At 44.5% G+C, this 19,465-nt stretch carries 19 protein-coding genes and 2 pseudogenes; 12 read left to right on the top strand and 9 right to left on the bottom strand.

The window, feature by feature from the left end:
* Nucleotides 1-77: 77 nt before the first annotated feature.
* Nucleotides 78-653, top strand: coding sequence for a TetR/AcrR family transcriptional regulator (locus DFQ01_RS02485; RefSeq protein ID WP_110042285.1), 576 nt, complete (start codon nucleotides 78-80; stop codon nucleotides 651-653).
* Nucleotides 654-1,037: 384 nt separating this feature from the next.
* Here the strand turns inward: DFQ01_RS02485 and DFQ01_RS02490 are convergent, their stop codons facing one another.
* The 3 genes and pseudogenes from DFQ01_RS02490 to DFQ01_RS02500 form a co-directional block, all read right to left on the bottom strand.
* Nucleotides 1,038-1,892, bottom strand: a complete 855-nt coding sequence (locus DFQ01_RS02490; protein ID WP_110042286.1) for an SDR family NAD(P)-dependent oxidoreductase — start codon at nucleotides 1,890-1,892, stop codon at nucleotides 1,038-1,040.
* 47 nt (nucleotides 1,893-1,939) lie between these two features.
* Nucleotides 1,940-2,890 carry an NAD(P)H-binding protein gene (locus DFQ01_RS02495; protein ID WP_110042287.1) on the bottom strand — a complete coding sequence of 317 codons (951 nt, stop codon included), beginning with the start codon at nucleotides 2,888-2,890 and terminating at the stop codon, nucleotides 1,940-1,942.
* A gap of 47 nt (nucleotides 2,891-2,937) precedes the next feature.
* A pseudogene (locus DFQ01_RS02500) lies at nucleotides 2,938-3,138 on the bottom strand (3-beta hydroxysteroid dehydrogenase); the annotation flags it as partial.
* Nucleotides 3,139-3,435: 297 nt separating this feature from the next.
* On the opposite strand from DFQ01_RS02500, the gene DFQ01_RS02510 reads away from it, so the two are divergent.
* A complete protein-coding gene (locus tag DFQ01_RS02510; RefSeq protein ID WP_110042288.1) occupies nucleotides 3,436-3,987 on the top strand; it encodes a TetR/AcrR family transcriptional regulator in 552 nt (183 codons plus the stop codon).
* A 122-nt stretch (nucleotides 3,988-4,109) separates the two neighbouring features.
* On the opposite strand, the gene DFQ01_RS02515 is transcribed toward DFQ01_RS02510, so the two are convergent.
* Nucleotides 4,110-5,048, bottom strand: a complete 939-nt coding sequence (locus DFQ01_RS02515; RefSeq protein ID WP_110042289.1) for an AraC family transcriptional regulator — start codon at nucleotides 5,046-5,048, stop codon at nucleotides 4,110-4,112.
* A 215-nt stretch (nucleotides 5,049-5,263) separates the two neighbouring features.
* Between DFQ01_RS02515 and DFQ01_RS02520 the strand changes: the two genes are divergently transcribed.
* Nucleotides 5,264-5,518: an Atu4866 domain-containing protein gene (locus tag DFQ01_RS02520; RefSeq protein WP_110042290.1), complete on the top strand. Its 255-nt coding sequence runs from the start codon at nucleotides 5,264-5,266 to the stop codon at nucleotides 5,516-5,518.
* 63 nt (nucleotides 5,519-5,581) lie between these two features.
* Nucleotides 5,582-5,902, top strand: a pseudogene (locus DFQ01_RS02525) (SDR family oxidoreductase); the annotation flags it as partial.
* A 329-nt stretch (nucleotides 5,903-6,231) separates the two neighbouring features.
* On the opposite strand, the gene DFQ01_RS02530 reads toward DFQ01_RS02525, so the two are convergent.
* Nucleotides 6,232-6,789, bottom strand: a complete 558-nt coding sequence (locus DFQ01_RS02530) for a TetR/AcrR family transcriptional regulator (protein WP_110042291.1) — start codon at nucleotides 6,787-6,789, stop codon at nucleotides 6,232-6,234.
* A gap of 193 nt (nucleotides 6,790-6,982) precedes the next feature.
* On the opposite strand from DFQ01_RS02530, the gene DFQ01_RS02535 reads away from it, so the two are divergent.
* The 4 genes from DFQ01_RS02535 (at nucleotide 6,983) to DFQ01_RS02550 (ending at nucleotide 11,557) form a co-directional block, all read left to right on the top strand.
* Nucleotides 6,983-7,843, top strand: coding sequence for an NAD(P)-dependent oxidoreductase (locus DFQ01_RS02535; protein WP_110042292.1), 861 nt, complete (start codon nucleotides 6,983-6,985; stop codon nucleotides 7,841-7,843).
* 59 nt (nucleotides 7,844-7,902) lie between these two features.
* Nucleotides 7,903-9,372: a DHA2 family efflux MFS transporter permease subunit gene (locus DFQ01_RS02540; RefSeq protein ID WP_110042387.1), complete on the top strand. Its 1,470-nt coding sequence runs from the start codon at nucleotides 7,903-7,905 to the stop codon at nucleotides 9,370-9,372.
* Nucleotides 9,373-9,477: 105 nt separating this feature from the next.
* Nucleotides 9,478-10,569 (top strand): alpha/beta hydrolase fold domain-containing protein, encoded by a 1,092-nt coding sequence (locus DFQ01_RS02545; RefSeq protein ID WP_174812903.1) that lies wholly within the window; start codon nucleotides 9,478-9,480, stop codon nucleotides 10,567-10,569.
* A 4-nt stretch (nucleotides 10,570-10,573) separates the two neighbouring features.
* Complete coding sequence (locus DFQ01_RS02550; RefSeq protein ID WP_110042294.1) at nucleotides 10,574-11,557, top strand: alpha/beta hydrolase; 984 nt, start codon at nucleotides 10,574-10,576, stop codon at nucleotides 11,555-11,557.
* 570 nt (nucleotides 11,558-12,127) lie between these two features.
* On the opposite strand, the gene DFQ01_RS02560 is transcribed toward DFQ01_RS02550, so the two are convergent.
* Nucleotides 12,128-12,586 carry a VOC family protein gene (locus tag DFQ01_RS02560; protein ID WP_110042295.1) on the bottom strand — a complete coding sequence of 153 codons (459 nt, stop codon included), beginning with the start codon at nucleotides 12,584-12,586 and terminating at the stop codon, nucleotides 12,128-12,130.
* A 289-nt stretch (nucleotides 12,587-12,875) separates the two neighbouring features.
* On the opposite strand from DFQ01_RS02560, the gene DFQ01_RS02565 reads away from it, so the two are divergent.
* Genes DFQ01_RS02565 through DFQ01_RS02575 form a run of 3 tightly spaced genes read left to right on the top strand, consistent with a single transcriptional unit; the run spans nucleotide 12,876 to nucleotide 14,881 of the window.
* Nucleotides 12,876-13,322, top strand: a complete 447-nt coding sequence (locus tag DFQ01_RS02565; RefSeq protein WP_110042296.1) for a hypothetical protein — start codon at nucleotides 12,876-12,878, stop codon at nucleotides 13,320-13,322.
* 18 nt (nucleotides 13,323-13,340) lie between these two features.
* On the top strand, nucleotides 13,341-14,207 hold the full coding sequence (locus DFQ01_RS02570; RefSeq protein ID WP_110042297.1) for a recombinase family protein: 867 nt from the start codon (nucleotides 13,341-13,343) through the stop codon (nucleotides 14,205-14,207).
* A gap of 35 nt (nucleotides 14,208-14,242) precedes the next feature.
* Entirely contained in the window at nucleotides 14,243-14,881 is a 639-nt protein-coding gene (locus tag DFQ01_RS02575; RefSeq protein WP_245946488.1) for a recombinase zinc ribbon domain-containing protein, read from the top strand.
* Here the strand turns inward: DFQ01_RS02575 and rlmH are convergent.
* Together rlmH and DFQ01_RS02585 are read right to left on the bottom strand one after the other, a co-directional pair.
* A complete protein-coding gene (gene rlmH, locus DFQ01_RS02580) occupies nucleotides 14,853-15,332 on the bottom strand; it encodes a 23S rRNA (pseudouridine(1915)-N(3))-methyltransferase RlmH (RefSeq protein ID WP_110042299.1) in 480 nt (159 codons plus the stop codon). The genes DFQ01_RS02575 and rlmH overlap by 29 nt on opposite strands.
* 3 nt (nucleotides 15,333-15,335) lie before the next feature.
* Nucleotides 15,336-15,503, bottom strand: a complete 168-nt coding sequence (locus DFQ01_RS02585; RefSeq protein ID WP_110042300.1) for a CxxH/CxxC protein — start codon at nucleotides 15,501-15,503, stop codon at nucleotides 15,336-15,338.
* A 461-nt stretch (nucleotides 15,504-15,964) separates the two neighbouring features.
* Between DFQ01_RS02585 and DFQ01_RS02590 the strand changes: the two genes are divergently transcribed.
* Complete coding sequence (locus DFQ01_RS02590; protein ID WP_110042301.1) at nucleotides 15,965-17,656, top strand: methyl-accepting chemotaxis protein; 1,692 nt, start codon at nucleotides 15,965-15,967, stop codon at nucleotides 17,654-17,656.
* Nucleotides 17,657-17,778: 122 nt separating this feature from the next.
* Here DFQ01_RS02590 and DFQ01_RS02595 read toward each other — a convergent pair whose 3' ends face one another.
* A complete protein-coding gene (locus DFQ01_RS02595) occupies nucleotides 17,779-19,164 on the bottom strand; it encodes a S1C family serine protease (protein WP_110042302.1) in 1,386 nt (461 codons plus the stop codon).
* Nucleotides 19,165-19,465 lie beyond the last annotated feature (301 nt).

Consider the following 19,465-nt stretch of genomic DNA (forward strand, 5'->3'; position numbering starts at 1 on the left):
CATCATACGCCTGCACATTGACGGTGTCAACATGTAGGCGTATGATGATTTTATAATTATTTATTTAAGAGGGTACTATGAAGAATAGCAACGATACCAAACAAAAGCTGATCGATGTCACAAGACAAATGATTGATACCCATGGCGTTGATTCCGTTAGCATGCGGGACCTTGGAAAGGAAATGAATTTATCTCGAGGTGCCGTCTATGTATATTTTAAAAATAAAGACGATCTACTCGCGGCTCTTACTACTGAGAATTTTGATACGCTGAACAGTCGCATGAACAAGTTAATTAAAGAAACAAGCGATCCAAGAAAACTTATTTACGAATTGCTATATACGTTTTATGACTTTGGGGTAAAGAATCAAGAACATTGCCAACTGATGTTCCGCAAACAATGGGACAAGGAGCAATATCATAACCTTCACCTTGCAGCCATTGAAACATTTAGAATCATCTATAGCTGTTTGGAAACAGCTCATGAACAAAAACGGACGATCAGTAAACCACCCAAACAATTAACGGCCATGGTTTCTGCCTTTATTGCTGGTCTTGTTGATCTCAATTCTGCTGGACATCTAGAACCTGAAAAAGGATTAGATGATCCGGCTGGTTTAATCTATTCATTTGTGGATTTGATCATTGTTTAGTCGTAACCGATAGTATCGCTCTTGCCATGACCATTTATTGCTCTTCTCACTATCAAGTGTAGGAGTGAATTTGCGGACATGCAGTGAGAAAAGATTATGCCTAATTTCAATGTGTTGGGTTTCAACTATAAATTTCGCCCTACTTATGATACGGTTCAGCGTAACGGTCATAACGGCGAAAAAGGCACTCTAGTTTGGAGTGCCTTCGCTTTGCCCTGATTCGAATCCAACGGTGACGACTCCGGAAGCAACGTTCCTCGTCCAACATGCGTTTTAGAAGATTCGCCCTACTTATTTAGATATGCATCAATTGCTTTACAGACTCTTTCGGTTCTATCCCTAACTCTTGACAAAGCATTCTCAATCGCTGGACGAGCGGCTCAGTTAGTAACTTGTCAGCCCTTCGCACAAGGTCCACAGTTTTTTTCCCGCTCCATCCTCAAACTTGGTTTGAATCGGTACGATCTGCTTCTTATTATCGAAGAACACGCCATTTGCGCGCTCTATTTCTTTCGCGGACGCCAGATGAACCCCGATCCCGCATTCTGCTTTGACACTTATATTCATGAGAGGTGCAGCGGCCCTCAAATACCAAGGCGCGTTCCTCGAGAGATTGGATTTCACGAACCCCGGATAAAAAGCGTTGGAGGTCACACCTGTTCCTTCCAAACGTTTTGCCAATTCGAATGCAAATAACGTCTTGGCGATCAGCGACTGGTTGGCTGCACGCATCCCGCTATACTGGTGCTCCATTTGAATATCATCGAAGTTAATGACGGGATTCTTCAAAAATCTAGGGTTACCCGACACTGTGATAACGCGTGCAGTTCCGCTTTCTTGGAGGATGTCGAGCAGCCGGTTAGTCAGCAGATAATGACTAAGCACATTGACCGCGAACATACGATCAATCCCCTCTGCCGTCAATTCCTTCTTAAAATAGATTGCACCGCAAGCATTAACAAGCACATGCAATTGATCGTATTTCCGTTTGATCACGTCGCTGACTTCCCGGATCGATGACTGTAGGGAAAGGTCCGCCGCGACCCAATCTCCCCTGCTGTTGCCTGTAGCTTCCGAAATATCCTTTAATGCAGCTTTTCCACTTTCCTCACTTCTGCTAATGATCACGACCTTGGCGCCGAGATTGGCTAGTCCCTTTGCGATTGCTTTACCAACTCCGGACGATCCTCCTGAAATTAAAAATATTCTGTTTTTAATATCCGTGGGTGTTTCGTTCATTGTCTCTCCTCACCTTTATCGCTCGTCAGTGGAGAATATTGAACACTTTATTTCTGATTATATTTTGTAGCAAACTCTGTTGCATATTGTTTCAATTTTGTTTTACCTAAAGTTGGGCGGTTTTTGTAATAATCTTCATACAGTTTACCTGTACGACCCGCCACACCCATTTCCACAATACCATTTACCATTTGCTCATTCATACCTGTTTTTAGCATGGCATTTGCGAGCATTTTATCCGAGATTTTTCCATGTTTTAAATATGGTTTACCAATTGCTTCACCTAATATTTTGGCGATCTCATTGCAGGTAAGTTCCTCACTGGCTATATATCGAACGGTTCTGCCTTCAAAAGGTTTTTCCATTTCTTCAAAAATGACAGTAGCAATATCATCAGCAGAGACCATTAGGTTTATGACTTCACCGCCATAGTTGGCCAGAATCACGCCTCTTTTGCCAGTCAATAAACCTCGGATACCATAATATTGCAAAGACAATAATCCACCTAGAAACCCTTTGCTTGTTGATTTTATTACATCAATATTGGACAATAAATTGCTATAAAAACCAGTAGGCCGCATAAATTTGATATCCACATAATTGGGCAATTTTTTCAAAATATTCTCAGCAAGGTTATGGAAACTTAATATACCAACACCCTTGTCGGTGTGGGCTCCGATACTGCTCAAGTGCACTATTTTTTTTACACCTGATTGCTCAACTGCTTTTTTATAAGTAGCTACTATTTCACTCACGGCACCGTAGCTATTGGCAGCGGGTGGTTCCATCAGATAAACGATGTCTGCTCCGGTGAATGTTCTTAGAAGAAATGCATAGTCCAAAACTGACCCAATGGCAGCCTTAGCTCCTAGTGCTTCAATTTCCTTCTGCCTCTCTGCTTTACTGCTTATGACGGTAACCGAATGACCATTCTGAACTAGCTTTTGAGTGAGCGGTTTACCGATATTTCCTAAAGAACCAGTTACTATTATTTTCATCTTATTTCCTCCTTGATTTCTTCCATAAAGTTGATAGCTTTTTTGTCACTCGCCTCTTCGCTTGAAATACTCTCTACTGGAACATTCAAATACTTGCCAATGTCACCCGCGATGCCGCGAAATGGCACCCCTTCATCCCCTACCCCATCTAACCGTGATCCAGCAGGTGCCTTTTCCAATGCTAGGCGGTAAAGGTGGGCGGCATCAAGACGGTGAACAGCCGGCCAGCGATTAGACCCATCGCCAATATTTCGCGCTTTTGCCCGCTGTGGTGTGATAAATTAGGCATAAGCGACGTCCGCAATATCAATGGGGCTGACCCCACCGTGCGCGATATTAGTCGAAACTGGGTAACGAATATTATTGCCAAGTGTGCCGAGTACTGTGATTTTCATTGTGTATTCTCCTTCTCTTTGATAAAATAGTGTCACAAACTGACATTTGAGTTTATTGTATACCTGCGGTTTTTTTATTGTCAAGAAAAAATGTCACAAACTGACTACTTTATTTTTATTCCATTAATAACATAAATAGGAATGATAAAAATGAAAAGCAAAGAAAAATTACAGGCGGCGGCCGCCAAATTATTTATGGAAAAAGGCTATGAAAACACGACTGTGCAGGAGATTGCAAGTCTTGCAGGTGTGACGGAGCGAACCTTTTTCCGGCAGTTCAAGGACAAGTCGGACGTGCTTTTTGACACGAACAATGAGCTGGGGCAGGGGGTCGCGGCTTTTATTACAGACAATTTTGACGTCGAGAAAAAACCGCTGAAGCTTGCGGTTGAAGGCTTTGTGTCGATTTCCGAGTTTTTCGAGGGCTCGCGGGAGAGGGTGCTTGCGCGGAATCAAATCATTCAAAGTAACCCTGATCTGCAGGAACGGGAGCTGTTGAAGGGGCAGGCGCTCATTGCGTCTGTCACAAACTCGTTATCTGCCAAATATGATAGCGATTTGTCGGAGCTTGCCGCGCGATTTGCGGTTGAAATTTTTCACATGGCATTTATTAAATGGATTAAAAGCGCTGAGAAAGGCCTTGCGGAGCAGCTGCTCGCCGTTTATGAGCTGTATGAGAACTCGTTTTGTTGCGTGGATTGAAAGATTAAAAAGAACTTTCCGTTACTTGTGATATAGTTCCCCGGATCATCTATAGAGCGAAAGCTAAAGGCACCCCATTGGGTGCCTTCGCTACCTCTTTTTATGTTAACATGATGATCCGGCTACCCTTCATTAATCTCCTCGGAAATCGTCATTTCGCCAACAAGTGAGCTGCGTAAACGGCGAACGTCCCGGACTGGCGGCAGCCCAAACATCCGCGCATATTCCCGGTTAAAATAGGATGGGCTCTCGTATCCGACCTGAAACGCGGCTTCCGCCGCATCAATCGATTCGGAGAAAAGCAGGCGACGCGCCTCTTGTAATCGGATATGCTTTTGAAACTGGATCGGACTCATCCCCGTGACTTCCTTAAAGTAATCGTACAAAGACGAGGTGCTCATATGGGCCTCTGCTGCCAATTCGTCTACGCGCAGGGGCTGGGCAAAGTCGCGACTAAGCTTCTTGATGACCCCCGCGATTCGCTGCGCATGGCTTCCGATGATAGCAAATTGCTTCAAAGACGCGTTGTTTTCGTTCTGAAGCACCCGGTAAATGATCTCCCGAATGACATAAGGCGCAAGTACCGGGATATCCTGCGGCGTTTCGACCAGTTTTACAAGCCGAAGCACCGCATCCAGGAGCGTATCGTTCATCCTGCTCACCTTCACCCCCCGGCTGGCCTCACCTTTTGATCGTTTAGCCTCTCCAAGTACCTGAATGACATCAAGAATCTGGTTCATATCGAATAGGATTTGGAGGCTTAAATATGGCGTTTCTCTTGAAGCTTCCATCACTTGTCCAGTAATCGGCAAATGAACCGAAGCGGTTAAATAGCTGCTTGGATCATACTGGTACACCTCATGCCCTAACATAACCACCTTGGAACCCTGCGCCACGATGCAAAGGGAGGGTTCATAGACAGAGTAAACCGGCTCGGATAACCGAGAAGCACGGATCAATCGTAAACCGGGAACTTGCGTGTCATGCGTCCCGTCTTCCGGGGTGAATTTATCGATGATCCGCAACAGCTCTCTCCTTTGTTTCTCGAACCATTCATCCATACTCTTAGTCCCCTCTTATCCGTACGAACAACTTAATTTTATCTCAATTGGAGGATTAGGCAATCTTCTCGTGTGATCCTGCTACCTCCTAGCTTTCCGCTGATACGATAATGGAAATGTAACAAATGCGTTGCATAGTACAAAGTTCGCAACTGTGAAACCAATGACTAGTTAGACATAATCCTCGACTCGTAAATGGAAGGAGAAGATCCTAAATGAGTACTCCAAACGTAAACCCCCATCCCTATGTAGGAATGTGGGTGACAAAAGACGGTTACATCCGGCATGAACTGCTACCGAACAACCGATATGACGAAGCGCGTGGAAACCGGAAGAGCGCTTATCAGGGCCGATATACCATCTTAGGCGACCATATCGAATATGTGGATGATACAGGTTTTACAGCGGACGGTGATTTCCGTGATTCGGTGCTCTATCATGCCGGCATGGTTCTCTACCGTGTTAAATAGCTGAAAATAGTAATCTCATCATGGCGTTAATTTAATGAGATAAATTGGAGTGAATAAACGTTTCTCGCCAGCCGGGGGGCCTATGTCGTCATTGGGGCCAGACGCTTGGAAAGACTGGAAGTTCTGGCATCCCTCATTGAAGCCGAAGGAGGTTCCGTCGCTTATCAAAAGCTGGACGTTACGAATATAGATCAGATGCAGGCGATCATCCACTTGGCGCAGAGCCGGTTTGGCCGTGTCGATGTGGTAGTGAACAACGCCGGTGTGATGCCTCTCTCTCCTTTGGAAGCCTTGAAAATCGACGAATGGAACCGAATGATCGACGTCAATATTCGCGGGGTTCTGCACGGCATTGCTGCCGGTCTCCCCATTATGAAAGAGCAAAGTGCAGCAACCGATCATTATCGACCGGCTACTGTACTTTTCTTGTTGAGGTATAGATAGTCTCCCGTTGGCCATCCATGCATCCGACATTTGCTCCACAGAGCATTAGAAGCACTCCCCATAAGCCCTTCCCTATGTTGATCCATTCATTAAGAACACAATACTCGCTATTTAATTTCAAGCGCAACAACAGCTTCAGCAAGGAATTAATTCTATCAGTCTTGCGCATTTTTGACAGCGAAAAGACTTGTGGAAGGACTAAGAATATTGATTACGATAATTTAGGTATTAACCGCAGTTTGCTTCCGTTAATTAGAGAAGTTTTTGGATTAGATTTGTTTGTTGATGAAACCGGAAACTCCTAATTGAGATAGTCGTTCAATATATCTCATTATTTTTTCTGGCTGCTCTTGGTATCCGGATTCTACCCATGAGCTTATAACACCTATACATCCTGAGGTGAAGTATGTGTATATAAAATGAAAATCCTCCTCTTTTACACCGTTCTTACCGTATTTGTTATAGCTGCTTTGCCGGTATAAATCCAAAATGCGCTTTAAGAATTTTGTATCGCCAAATTTACCGAGTATAGCTCTACAGGTATCCCTTTCATTATTAATCAATGTAATAGCAGCAGATGCGTCAGAACTTATGGAGTTTTCTTGCATCAGCTGCATTTCTTTAAATTTCTCGAACAATTCATTTTCAATAGATTCTAGAAGCTGATAAACATCATGATAATGTTGATAAAACGTACCTCTATGGATATCCGCGAGTTGACAAATTTCCGCGATTGTAATTTTTCCAATGGATTTTTCCAGAAGCAGTTGCAGAAAACTCTCCTTGATAACTCTGCGAGTATACTTCACTTTCCTACTTTCGTTCATAAAAACCACCTTTTAAATAGACATTTCGAAGAATAGTGTCATGTTCGTGACATATAGCAGATGATTGATTAATGAAATAACGACACAGTGTCATTATAATAACATTCAGGCACAAAATAAACTAGTGTTGGGAAACTGTGAAATTTCGTGGAATGGATTAAAAAAAATTTGCACTTTAGAGGAGAAGATTGAAATGGTGAAACACATTGAAACTCCAAAAAGTAGACATGATGAATTAAGAGCCGGTGTTATTGGATTAGGTATGATTGGTGGGGGTGTTGCAGTTAGCCTTTCCAAAAATAACCGCATTCCAAACGTTTATGATGTTTTTCCTGAAGCAGCTGACAAGCTTAAAGGAGTACCTAAACCCTTAGCTTCACCAGCAGAAGTTGCCAAAGTTAGCGATGTTGTTATGGTCGCTGTCGTTAATGCTGAACAAGCTCGTCAAGTAATTTATGGGGAGAATGGACTGTTTGACGGTGCCGATCATCCATTAACCATTGTATTATTATCGACGATCTCACATGGGGATGTTCTTGATCTGGCTCAGAGATGTGCCAAACGTGGCATTGGATTTTTAGATTGTGGCGTAACGCGTGGGGATAAAGCAGCTGAACAGGGACTTGTGGCAATACTCGGTGGTGATCAGGATACAGTTAATTCAGCTATGCCTGTCTTAAATGATTGGGCCAAGGAAGTTGTCCATTGTGGACCAATAGGAGCTGGAATGGCAGCAAAAATTGCTAGAAATCTTATTACTTTTGGAACATGGAGCATAGTAGCTGAAGCAGAAGCCATTGCAACGGCAGCCGGTATTAATCTCAAGAAGTTAGTCGATATCATTGAAGGCGCAGATCCGCAAGGTGAAACATTGCTAACCTTGTTAAAAATAAAGATCGCCGGTACACCAAAAGAAATTATTCAGCAACAAATTCAGCGGTATATGGAAAAAGACTTAAGTGCCGCTGGGGAATTGGCTTCCGAATTAGCTTTGAACTTGCCTCTAAGAGATGTAGCGGAAGCAAGAATGCGGTTTACATTAGGCCTAGAATAACTTCGTTGAGGAAAATTCGAAATTTGCTGATCATATAAAAATGAGAAGGATAGAAAATGATGAATAAAAACCACAAACCTGAGACTAAGCCTATAAAAACAGTTCCGATCATGCTCATTTTAATTTTGGGAGCGTTCATTACAACGCTAAACCAAACCGTTATGAGCGTTGCCACCCCGGAATTAATGACTGATTTTAATATTTCAGCTGCAACAGCTCAGTGGTTAACGACAGGGTACATGCTTGTCAACGGGATTTTGGTACCTGTTACCGCCTATTTGATGGTGAGATTTACTCTTCGGCAGTTATTCCAGGCGTCCATGATCATTTTTTTAGTTGGTACAATTGTTGCTGCATTAGCAACCGGATTCCCTGTTTTATTAAGTGGCCGTTTAATTCAAGCAGCAGGTGCCGGAATGATTATGCCTTTGATTATGCAAGTTGCCTTAACGCTTTTTCCTCCAGAAAAACGGGGAGGAATCATGGGGATCGTCGGGCTTGCTCTGGTTGTTGCTCCCGCGATTGGACCTACACTTGCCGGTTTTATTTTAGATAAATTCAACTGGCAAACCATGTTTTACGGTATGATTCCAGTCGCTGTATTGGTCATTGTACTAGGCTTTATTTTCCTTCAAAATATCGCAGAACGAATCAAGATAAAACTCGATATACTAAGCGTTGCACTCTCTACCCTTGGATTTGGAGGGATGTTGTATGGATTTAGCCGGGCAGGAAGTCTTGGCTGGTCAAGCTTTGAGGTGTTGAGTACGATTACGGTCGGAATTATCGCTTTAGCTGCTTTTGCATGGAAGCAATTGAAGTCCCAAAATCCCTTGCTTGATTTGCGGGCATTTAAGTACAATATGTTCTCTTTAACAACAGTCATCTCGATACTCGTTACGATGGTCATGTATGCTGATATGATCCTACTGCCGCTTTACCTTCAGAATATCCGTGGCTACTCAGCTCTTGAGTCTGGACTATTCCTGCTTCCCGGAGCACTACTCATGGGTTTATTAATGCCAGTAGCCGGCAAGCTTTTCGATCGCTTTGGAGCGAAATGGTTATCCGTTATTGGGATGGTGCTTATTATTGGATCCACTTTATCCTTCATCAACTTAACCGACACCACAAGTTATACCTATTTGCTTATTATGGCAACAATTCGCCGAATGGGGATGGGGTTGCTGCTCATGCCGATACAAACAGCTGGTTTTAATCAATTGCCAACAAGTTTGAATGCACATGGCACAGCCATCAGTAATACGGTGCAAAGGGTTGCAGGTGCAATAGGAACATCTCTGTTTGTAACGGTTATGTCTGATCGTACGAAAACGCATTTTCAGGATACAGCTGCCAATGGAATAGCTCAAGGGATCAGCGAACAAAAGCTGATGACTGATGCATCTATTCAGGGCATTAATGATGCCTTCTTAATAATTATTGGAATTGGCGTTATCACGTTGTTACTTTCCTTCTTTATCAAAAAGGTTAAAGAAGAAGCCAATATAGCTCAAAGTTCACAGTAAAGATCAAGTCAAAAACGAAGCTGTTATCGGAGCAATGGGGATAGAACTTGTTCATAAGTTTTATCCTCATTTTTTTAAGCAGCAGGAATGAAGGAGGAACTTTTTATGATTAAGCGCATATACAGCCCTAGAACATTACAGAAGATACTCTATGTAATTTTAGGTGCAGCAATTGCTTGGGTCGTTTTTATAAATATCGGATCGCTGTCAGCCTGGCAGAAAGTTATCGGACTAATATTAGCTTTAATTGCAATATTGATAGCCATTGTGAATGTTTGGGCTCTGATTGAAAAACAAAGCACTTCGAGCCTTGTTCTGGATAGACTGCTCAGATTCATGCCTATAAAGGATCGAAAAAGTGAAGAGTACTATAAACAAGCAATGTTAGAAAGCAGCCTGCCTTATAAACTTCCCGAAAATGTTCGAAGCAAATATGACGTCAAAGAATATGAGGATTTTAAAGATACGTTTGTAATTGACCGCACGGATGGCTCGAATGAATTAGTCATATTCTATTTACATGGTGGTGGTTATTGGGTACAGCCGGTTTCTTTGCACTATATGTTTTTCAATAAAATTGCGAAAGAACTGCGTGCAGAAATTATATTGCCCATGTACCCCTTAGCACCTTCTTACACTGCGCTGGATGTTCATACAATGGTGATGGATCGTTACTTATATCTGATAAACGAAAAAAGAAAGAACAGTAATAATATTATTTTTATGGGAGATTCTGCAGGAGCAGGTCTTGCGCTCTCCTTTGTGCAAGTTCTGAGAGATCAGAGTTTACCTTTGCCTAGACAAGTTGTTCTATTATCCCCTTGGTTAGATGTTACGAATTCAACTGCAGGTATCAAAGAAGTATACGATCCATTTGATAATGTAGATAATCTAACTTTCGGAGGAAAGGTTTATGCAGGGAACTTAGACCCTAAAGATCCTTTAGTAAGTCCCATATATGGAGATATTTCAAATCTCCCTCCGATAACGTTATTTTCAGGCACATATGATGCCCTAAATATAGATGTAGAGAAATTTGCCCAAATAGCTGAGCGAGAAAAAATCGATTTTACCTTAAATTCTTATGCAAAAATGGTACATGGTTTTACGGGTTTTTTCATCACTCCAGAAGCCAAAGATTCATTTAAAAAGATAATTGAAATTATTCGCAGCCCAAAATCATTAGGAAGGAGATGATTCCATGCGGGTGACAAAAGATATGATTCATCCAGAACTTCGATTGCCTAAAAAGCTGATACACTTGCTCTCCACTCCAAACAGAACGGAAGAAATGATACGTAATCAAAAAGCATCTAGTGTCCTACGTATTATGAAATATCTGAAACCTGCAGGAATAAAAGTTGAAGAAAAATATATTTCCCGGCCGGATGATTCCCAAATGAAACTATATATTGTCACTAGAAAGAACTCCAATAGTAACAAACGCCCTGGAATTCTTTCCATTCATGGCGGTGGGTATTCTGGCGGTGACCCACTCCAAGATATCATTCAAGCTAAAGTAATTCTGGGGCTTGTAGACGGAGTATTTATCACACCTGATTATCGCAGAAGTGTAGAAGCGCCTTACCCAGCAGCGGTTAACGATTGTTATACAGCGCTAAAATGGATGAAGGATCACACAGTTCAATTGGGCATTCGCAGCGATCAGCTTATTGTCATAGGTGGTAGTGCCGGTGGCGGACTTACAGCTGCGACTACATTAATGGCCAGGGAAAAAGGCGAAGTCAATATTGCATTTCAAATGCCACTATATCCTATGATTGACGATCGCCCTACTCCATCCTCCATTGATAACAATGCGCCTATCTATGATGGAATAACCAACCAGTCCAATTGGAAAATCTATTTGGGTGATCTTTACGGAACTGATCATATTCCTGCAACAGCAGCACCTGCCCGCGCTGATGATTTCACCGGGCTTCCCCCTACAATTAGTATGGCAGGAAGTATTGATCCATTCCATGATGAGACCGTGACATACGTGGATAATTTAAGAAGGGCTGGCATCCCAGTGGAATTTCGCGAGTTTATAGGAGCATGGCATGGTTTTGAAGGGATCGCTTTTTGGACCAAAATCGCAAAGGAAGCCAACAAATGGCGAAATGAAAAGTTTGTTGAATATTTATCCAAATATACTGCTCCTCAACCAGATACAGGATTCTAAATCTAGAACCAACAGAGTCTCTGTGAACAGAGTACAAGCTCTAAGGAGTTCAATTAATGAAACAATCTTATTCCTAACCCGGACCTTTAATAGGCCGGGTTAGCTGTATTTATGGGGATTTTAATGTTTTCCACCAGGCGTGTCGTTCACCGACCTGACGCAGGTCACGGGTGTCGAACGACCCGCGCTCTACTCGGCATTTGGCAACAAGGAAGCGTTGTTCCGCCGAGTCTTGGCGAGCTATTGTTCAAGAGTTCCGTTAAACTGGACACTCTACAGACAAATCAGGCGCTCGCACGAACCTCCCCTCCTACAATTCAAATACTTGTACAATATATCAACATTACATCACTCATTTAGAAAATATTGCCGTTCTTGATGAGCCATATATTTGAAGTTGCTCGTTTCACAAATTTTTCGCCGTTACTTGTGATACGGTTCACCGTAATGTATCTAAGCACAAAGTACAGTTTGACCAAAAAATATACATCAGTATATAAAGACAAAAGCCACTCCTGACAATGGAGTGGCTTCTTTGTAATTGAAAGCTATATACTCTCATTTACGTAATTAGCTTGAATAACCAAACCACAACTTAATAAAATTTCCATCAGGGTCAAATACATCAAAAGATTTTCCGCATCCGCCACTATCTTTGATTGTGCTAGTCCTTATACCAGCTTCAACTAATCTGCTGTGGCATTTTTCAATATCCTCGCTAATTTCCAATATGAGAACATGATTAGGTCTTCCATTATGATTGAAAGCTAGTCGTTCTTCCCCATCAGTTTGTACAAGCATGATATGTACGCCTGATGCAGGATAGATAAATACCTCTGTGTTGTCTGCTTCAATAGGAAGACGATTTTTAGTGGTGTTCATATAGAATCCCAATTGAAACACATAGAAGTCGACTGCACGTTGCATGTTTTTAACTGGAACTTCAATACAAATAACTGATTTTACTGTCGCTTCTTCTTTCACGCTTGGTAGCAAGTTCTCATGTTTATTGATTACTTGGTCACCCATATCACATCACACCACCTATTGGAAATTTAATCCACAAAGTTAGTGTACATCAGGAATATCAATCTGTATACGGTTACTTGATTCACGTATCGCTTCAATTTTTAACCACAATCGGTCGATGGAAGTGCTTACGGCGTATGTGATAACGTCTAACATGGAAAAGGTGTAAACCACGCCCCCACTCCTTAAACCTCGTCAGACCAACTAGAATCCATTCTGACGGCTTGTAGGGAAAGCGATCACCTATGTATCGCAACTTGAAAATGGAAAAATCAAAAGCCCCGACTACATGACCTGTTTCCAACTACTAGAAATACTTGGCGTTGAGAGTACAAAAATTGAACCACTTCTTGACTACTACGGTATTATTTCGCCTGAAATGGAACAACACAACCTCGAAATGGGGCTACGCCTTATGGAGGAAGAAGAAGAAAAGTGGAACAGTGGTTGGTATGAAAAGCGTTACGATGCGGTTCAAAAACGGCAGAGCCTTATTGATAAGTCACTGAACGAACTCGTTCGTTTTGATTTAAGCAGAGCCGAAACTGTTATTGGTAACATCTACAAGCTAACTAAGGACGAGGAAGACTTTGAGTTTCTTTGTACAATTTTCGATCACAACTTTGCCTCTTTGGATACAAAGGGCAAGAAAGAACTACGCCAAATAATTGCTGATTTCATGCGAAAGAAGAACAGCGAAGCATGGGATAAGATGTTTAATAACGATCAGGAATAACTGGGAGGATGTAATACGATGAAAGTTGCCATTTACGTAAGGGTTTCTACCCAAGAGCAAGCCAAGGATGGATATTCCATTGACGCTCAAACGAAGCTACTGACCCAGCATTTCACAAATGCAGGTTATGAGATATATGAGGTTTACAAAGATGAAGGATACAGTGGCAAGGATATTAAAGGTAGACCTGCAATGGTCAAGCTGCTTGAAGATAGTAACAAAGGATTATTCGATACTGTTGCTGTTTGGAAAGTGACACGACTTGCCAGAGTGCATCTACACACCTTACAAATCCTTGAAACGTTTGAGAAGAACAACATCAAGTTTTTCAGTCTTAGCGATGAAAATATTGACGCATCCACACCAATTGGGAAAGCTATGTTTCACATCATGGGGACGTTTGCGGAGTTTGAACGGAATCAAATTATTGAGAACGTGAAAATGGGGATGAATGAACGGGCTGAACAGGGCAAGTGGAACGGTGGCTCTGTGTTAGGCTACAAGTCCGAAAACAAGAAACTTGTCATCATTGATGATGAAGCTAATATCGTTAGACGTGTCTTTGACCTATATGTCAATGGAAAGGGGTATAAAGCAATTGCAAATCAGCTAAATAGAGACGGCTACAAGACAAAGCAGAAGAATGACTTTGCGATTGCTACGGTACGAACAATCATTACCAACCCGCTTTATGCAGGATTCATTCGTTTCAATCAGCACCTAGACTGGACTGATAAAAGGCGCAAAGGCGTAAATAAAGATTACATCCTTGTAAAAGGAGAGCATGATGCTATTATCCCGCCTTCGGTTTGGGACGCAGCAGTCTCCATGAATAAGATAAGTCACATAAACCAGCAAAGACCTTTACGGGTCACTTCCCTTTAACTGGGCTATTACGCTGTCCTATGTGTGGCTGTAGCATGATCGGACATAGATCAAAGGATATTCGCTATTATCAGTGTTCAACTCTCCACTCCAAAGGCTCGTCTGTATGTAAAAGTAACCTTGTCTATGCAGACCAAGCAGAGGAATACGTTTATAAGAGATTGGAACAAATAGCTGCTCAACCCGATCTGTTAAGTGACATATTGGACAGAGTCAACTCTAAGGTGCGTGACGTTAAACGCCCACTGCAGGAACAGCTTAATTACATCAACGGTCAAATTGTGGAGAAACAAAAGAACATTGCTAAGTTCATTTCAATGATTGAGAAGTCTGAATCCCCTCCTGCATCTATGATGGAAAGAATTTCGTCGCTAGAAGCAGAAAAGAAACAGTTACTCACTCGTAGGTCAGAGATTGAGCAAGAACTAAACATACCGACTATAAAAGAGGTGTCTTTCGAGCGAGTATATTATGTTCTGAATGGCTTCTCAAAGATCATAACGAAAATTGAACCAGAGAAACAGAAAGACTTACTACATTCGATCATCAGTAAAATAACTGTGAATACTGGCAACCATCCAGCAAAAAGAAGCGTCAAGGACATTGTATTGTTCTTTGACGCTTCCCTTAACGATGAGTTTGTGCTTACTTATGGTACGGTTCACCGCGGTTAATCTTCACCGCGCGGTACACCTGCTCGATCAGCACCAGTCGCATCAGCTGGTGCGGTAGCGTCATGCGCCCGAAGCTCAGCTTCTGCTGGGCGCGTCGCAGCACAGCCGGGGACAATCCTGTGCTGCCGCCTATGACAAAAGCCACGTGGCTCTTGCCATACGTGGCTAATTTATCGAGCTGCACAGCGAGGTCCTCGCTGGACCAGAGCTCACCGTCGAGCGCCAGTGCGATGACATGTGCATCTGGCTTAATCTGCGCGAGCAGGCGCTCGCCTTCGCGGTCGCGCACCTGCGCTTCTTCCGCCGGGCTCATCGTCTCCGGCGCTTTCTCGTCCGGCACCTCTGTCAGCTGCAGCTTCACATACGGCCCGAGACGCTTCGCGTACTCGGCAATGCCTTGGACGAGATACTTCTCCTTCAGCTTCCCAATCGTCGCAATCTGAATCAACATCGGCTACACCACCAGAAATACAGCCGGTTGCTGGCACATATCGCATTGGCGCGGCGGATCCCAGTTCGAGAACTCCGTGTCCTTCAGATTGACCATATCTGGCGCGTCTTCATATTCATCAACAAATTTATCGAGTGCGAGTTCTACATGCTCTTTGCAAACACAGTACATAGGTTCATTACTCCGATCTCTGCTGTAAAGTCCATCTCCTATTATACCGTAACCTGCACCTCAGCAACCATCCTCTTACCGGATTTTCACTCCGCGTCCACACGAAGCTGTCCAATCGCGACAGCCACACTGCCTTCAGTCCAATTGCTGGCCGTACTGAATCCACGTCACCGTCTCCGTCGACAGCTCCGTCAGTTTCACCGTCTACACCAGGTTTACACTAGAATGAAACCCGAATTTTACGACACATCATCCTCACTTTTACTACCCATCCTCTATCTTCCACAACAATTGATGCGACCACCCCTTCGTTTACAATTTCTTTATGAAATACCCTCATATCCGCACCACTGCGCTAATCTTCTCATCACTTCCTGCCGACATATATAAACGTTGCATCAAATGTTCTAGCCTTATAGCTCGCAAGTGCCATTAATATTTTAAGTCAACTGGAGGCCCGCATGAAAATCTCGTACAAGCTCATCGCCGCATTCTCGATCATTATCGCCTTAATGCTCACGATGGCAACAACAAGCTACCTGCATATGCAGCGTTCCGAACGCGCTTATGACGAAATGCTGCAAGATGCTGATTACAATAAAAATCTGCGTCTGCTGCAGTACCGCCTGACCGGCATGTCCAATGATGAACGTGCCTACCTGCTGCAAGGGGACAAACAGTACCACGAAGAGATTGCTGCCAAAAGCAAAGAGGTAACAGCTCTCCTCGAAAACTTGGATGCTAACCCGACACTTGACGCTGAGGATCGCGCCAAGCTAGAGCAGATAAAAAACAGCTTTAAAGTCTACACCGAATCAAGCGACCAGGTCTTCGCTCATCTTGACAACGGCGACCACGATGGTGCCTATTCCCTGCATTTCAACGAAGAACGTACATCCCGCAAGGAACTTGATGTGGTCGTAGCTGAAGCTGTCACGAAGATAGAAGCTGAGCTTGCATCGGACCAACGTAAACGCGTAAAATCTGCCAACCAACAAGAAATCGTGATGGGTGCAATCCCCTTCACCTCTCTTATCATCGTCGTGCTTATCACCATTCTGCTTAATATATTCATCACCCGTCCAATTCGCACGATCAACCGACAGCTCGCCGAAATCGCTGATGGCAACGGGGATCTCAGTCATAACCTCGACGTGCGCTCACGTGATGAGGTTGGTGAACTAGCCAGCTCGTTCAACCGAATGACAGAGAAGCTTCGCTCGATCCTCTCGCAAGCGATGGATACCGCGCTTCACGTCGCTTCATCGTCGAACCAATTGAGCGCAAGCGCCGAACAGACAACACGCGCTACCGAGCTCATTGTCTCGACGACGCAAGAAATCGCGGCCAGCGCCGAGAACGAACAGCAGCAGATGGCTGAAGCAGCACACGCAATCAGCAGTATCGCGGATGGCATCGGCGAAGTATCCCATATGAATGACCGTATGCGTACCAGTGCTCAATCGGCATTGGAAGCCTCTACTTTAGGTTCGTCTGCCGTACAAGACATGGTACAATCGATGGCTGAGATGCGGACGAACGTACAGCATACGTCCTCTGTTATCCAAACGCTCGGCAGCCGTTCGCAGCAGATTAACAGCATTACCGACATCATTACCGATGTGGCCAAAAGAACGAATCTGCTCGCGCTTAACGCATCCATCGAGGCGTCCCGCGCGGGCGAGCAAGGCCGCGGCTTCGCTGTCGTCGCCCAAGAGATTCGTAAGCTCGCTGAACAATCCGGTGAATCCGCCAACCAGATCGGCGAACTCATTCATGAGGTCGTTAAACAGACCGGCAATGCCGTCGATTCGATGCAGACCGTATCCGAGCAGACGGAACACGGGCTTGCGAAGACGGAGCAAATGAACGAGCTGTTCCACGCGATCGAGAACAATGTTGCCGACGTCGGTCAGCAGGCCCAGCAGGCTGCTGCAATTACGGAGGAACTGGCTGCAGCGAGCCGCCAGCTCGTTCAGATTACCGAAGCCGTATCGAACGCCAGCCACGAAGTAGCTGCAGCTTGCCAGCACAACTCTGCTTCTACTGAGGAGCAGCTTGCGACGATGGAAGAAATTTCGTCCAGCTCGGAGGCGCTCGCTCGCACCGCCGACGATCTGCGTGAGACACTGTCCCGCTTTAAGCTGCAATAACATATCTAACCCGCTCAGCACGCTACCGCAAAAAGCCGAAGGAGACGTCCATCTCCCTCGGCTTTTTCTCACCACAGCTATAACAAAAGCGGACGCCATCAAGGCGCCCGCTCCTTATCGACTTAATCGTCGTCCTTACTCTTTTCCGACAGCTTCAGCTTCGCCGTCTGCTTCTCGCCATCACGATAGTACGTAATTTCGATCGAATCGCCAATCTTCTTATGATCATATAGATATTTGCGAAGCTCCATCGTACTGCCAATTGGCGTCTTATCAAGCTTCACGATCAGATCGTTGAACTGAAGTCCCGCTTCCTGTGCAGGGCCAACCGCCTCAAGCACAATAACGCCGTCCTTCACATCATCGGGAATAATGATGCCGCTGTCATCGATAACCGCATCACTCGTCTCCGCATCCCCGCCATTACTTGAATCGGGCACTACAATACTGCCGTCAACGCCTGTCTGTGGACTATCTAGACTGTCCTTCGGCTTCGTCAACGCCTGCTGTGCAAGATACTGATCCAGATCCAGCGTGTACACACCCAGGTAAGGACGCTTCACTACGCCATACTTGATCAGGCTGTCGATAACCGGCTTTGCGTTGTCGATCGGAATAGCGAAGCCTACGCCTTCAACGCCGAGATCGGCAATTTTCATACTGTTGATGCCGACTACATGACCGTCCAGATCGATCAGTGGACCACCGCTGTTGCCTTGGTTGATCGATGCATCGATCTGAATCACTTCCTGCTCCCAGTCATAGTTGCCATCCTGGTTCAGTGACACCGGAATAACCCGTGTCGTCTTGCTTATAATACCCATCGTGAGCGAGTCGTCGAGACCAAGCGGACTGCCGATCGCCATGACCCATTCACCATTGCGCAGCTTGCTCGAATCACCGAACTCCGCTACCTCGCCGATGCCGTCGTCATCGATTTGTAGAACAGCAAGGTCCGTAATTTGATCGCTGCCAACTATCGTTGCAACACGGGACGTGCCGTCAATCATCGCAACCTGTACCCGCTCTGCTCCTGCGATTACGTGGTAGTTCGTTACAACAAGCGCCTTGCCATCCTCTTTCTCGAAAATAACGCCCGAACCAATGCCCGCCTGCTGGAGCTGATCTTCCATTGCACCAGAGTCGCTGTCCAGCGATCCATCAAATCCACTTACACCGTACTGCTCATTTATGACACTAACAACCATCGGACGAACTTTCGCCGCCGCGGTAATCGTCTTCTCGTAAGGATCTGCCGTCTGCGTCGCCGTTACAGCTGATGCTGTCGGTACCGCTTTATCTGAGCTGCCGCCTCCGTGATAGAACAGCGTGCCGAATATGAGCGCCGCCGCCGCTGCACTAATCGTTGACGATAGCACAGCTACCCGCATAGTCGACCAATTGGATTTGCTTCGCAGTACCTTCGACTGCCTCGCATCCTCTTGAAGCCAGCGGCTTTTCCGCCGGGATACCCGGCTTGAATAGAAATCGTCGTCGAACAAGCTCATATCTATCTCTCCTCTCAATGCCTGCCCTGCAGCGCATTAAGACAAATTTCATTAATAAGGAATCCGCTTTTGATCACGAAGCATCGCATGATAGTGTATTCGGCATCGAATCTTGCATGCAGCTGAGAGACTTCCGGTTCTCACGTAGCACTTCACTACGCTCCGATCCTCATTCTCCACTTCATCCAACCTTCTCGGTGCTGAAAACCGAATTTTTTAAACATGCACTTATAGGAATATTTTCGGTAATTACGACTACAATAATAATAGATTACAAGACGAAATGATAGAGATGAAGGAG

This window comes from Paenibacillus cellulosilyticus, from assembly GCF_003182255.1.
GTDB lineage: Bacteria > Bacillota > Bacilli > Paenibacillales > Paenibacillaceae > Paenibacillus_T > Paenibacillus_T cellulosilyticus.

What these genes read in the sequence shown, in the direction of transcription:
- DFQ01_RS02485 (WP_110042285.1), top strand. Translation starts at nt 78, where the DNA reads ATGAAGAATAGCAACGATACCAAACAAAAGCTGATCGATGTCACAAGA.
- DFQ01_RS02490 (WP_110042286.1), bottom strand. Translation starts at nt 1,892, where the DNA reads ATGAACGAAACACCCACGGATATTAAAAACAGAATATTTTTAATTTCA.
- DFQ01_RS02495 (WP_110042287.1), bottom strand. Translation starts at nt 2,890, where the DNA reads ATGAAAATAATAGTAACTGGTTCTTTAGGAAATATCGGTAAACCGCTC.
- DFQ01_RS02510 (WP_110042288.1), top strand. Translation starts at nt 3,436, where the DNA reads ATGAAAAGCAAAGAAAAATTACAGGCGGCGGCCGCCAAATTATTTATG.
- DFQ01_RS02515 (WP_110042289.1), bottom strand. Translation starts at nt 5,048, where the DNA reads ATGGATGAATGGTTCGAGAAACAAAGGAGAGAGCTGTTGCGGATCATC.
- DFQ01_RS02520 (WP_110042290.1), top strand. Translation starts at nt 5,264, where the DNA reads ATGAGTACTCCAAACGTAAACCCCCATCCCTATGTAGGAATGTGGGTG.
- DFQ01_RS02530 (WP_110042291.1), bottom strand. Translation starts at nt 6,789, where the DNA reads ATGAACGAAAGTAGGAAAGTGAAGTATACTCGCAGAGTTATCAAGGAG.
- DFQ01_RS02535 (WP_110042292.1), top strand. Translation starts at nt 6,983, where the DNA reads ATGGTGAAACACATTGAAACTCCAAAAAGTAGACATGATGAATTAAGA.
- DFQ01_RS02540 (WP_110042387.1), top strand. Translation starts at nt 7,903, where the DNA reads ATGAATAAAAACCACAAACCTGAGACTAAGCCTATAAAAACAGTTCCG.
- DFQ01_RS02545 (WP_174812903.1), top strand. Translation starts at nt 9,478, where the DNA reads ATGATTAAGCGCATATACAGCCCTAGAACATTACAGAAGATACTCTAT.
- DFQ01_RS02550 (WP_110042294.1), top strand. Translation starts at nt 10,574, where the DNA reads ATGCGGGTGACAAAAGATATGATTCATCCAGAACTTCGATTGCCTAAA.
- DFQ01_RS02560 (WP_110042295.1), bottom strand. Translation starts at nt 12,586, where the DNA reads ATGGGTGACCAAGTAATCAATAAACATGAGAACTTGCTACCAAGCGTG.
- DFQ01_RS02565 (WP_110042296.1), top strand. Translation starts at nt 12,876, where the DNA reads ATGACCTGTTTCCAACTACTAGAAATACTTGGCGTTGAGAGTACAAAA.
- DFQ01_RS02570 (WP_110042297.1), top strand. Translation starts at nt 13,341, where the DNA reads ATGAAAGTTGCCATTTACGTAAGGGTTTCTACCCAAGAGCAAGCCAAG.
- DFQ01_RS02575 (WP_245946488.1), top strand. Translation starts at nt 14,243, where the DNA reads ATGATCGGACATAGATCAAAGGATATTCGCTATTATCAGTGTTCAACT.
- rlmH (WP_110042299.1), bottom strand. Translation starts at nt 15,332, where the DNA reads ATGTTGATTCAGATTGCGACGATTGGGAAGCTGAAGGAGAAGTATCTC.
- DFQ01_RS02585 (WP_110042300.1), bottom strand. Translation starts at nt 15,503, where the DNA reads ATGTACTGTGTTTGCAAAGAGCATGTAGAACTCGCACTCGATAAATTT.
- DFQ01_RS02590 (WP_110042301.1), top strand. Translation starts at nt 15,965, where the DNA reads ATGAAAATCTCGTACAAGCTCATCGCCGCATTCTCGATCATTATCGCC.
- DFQ01_RS02595 (WP_110042302.1), bottom strand. Translation starts at nt 19,164, where the DNA reads ATGAGCTTGTTCGACGACGATTTCTATTCAAGCCGGGTATCCCGGCGG.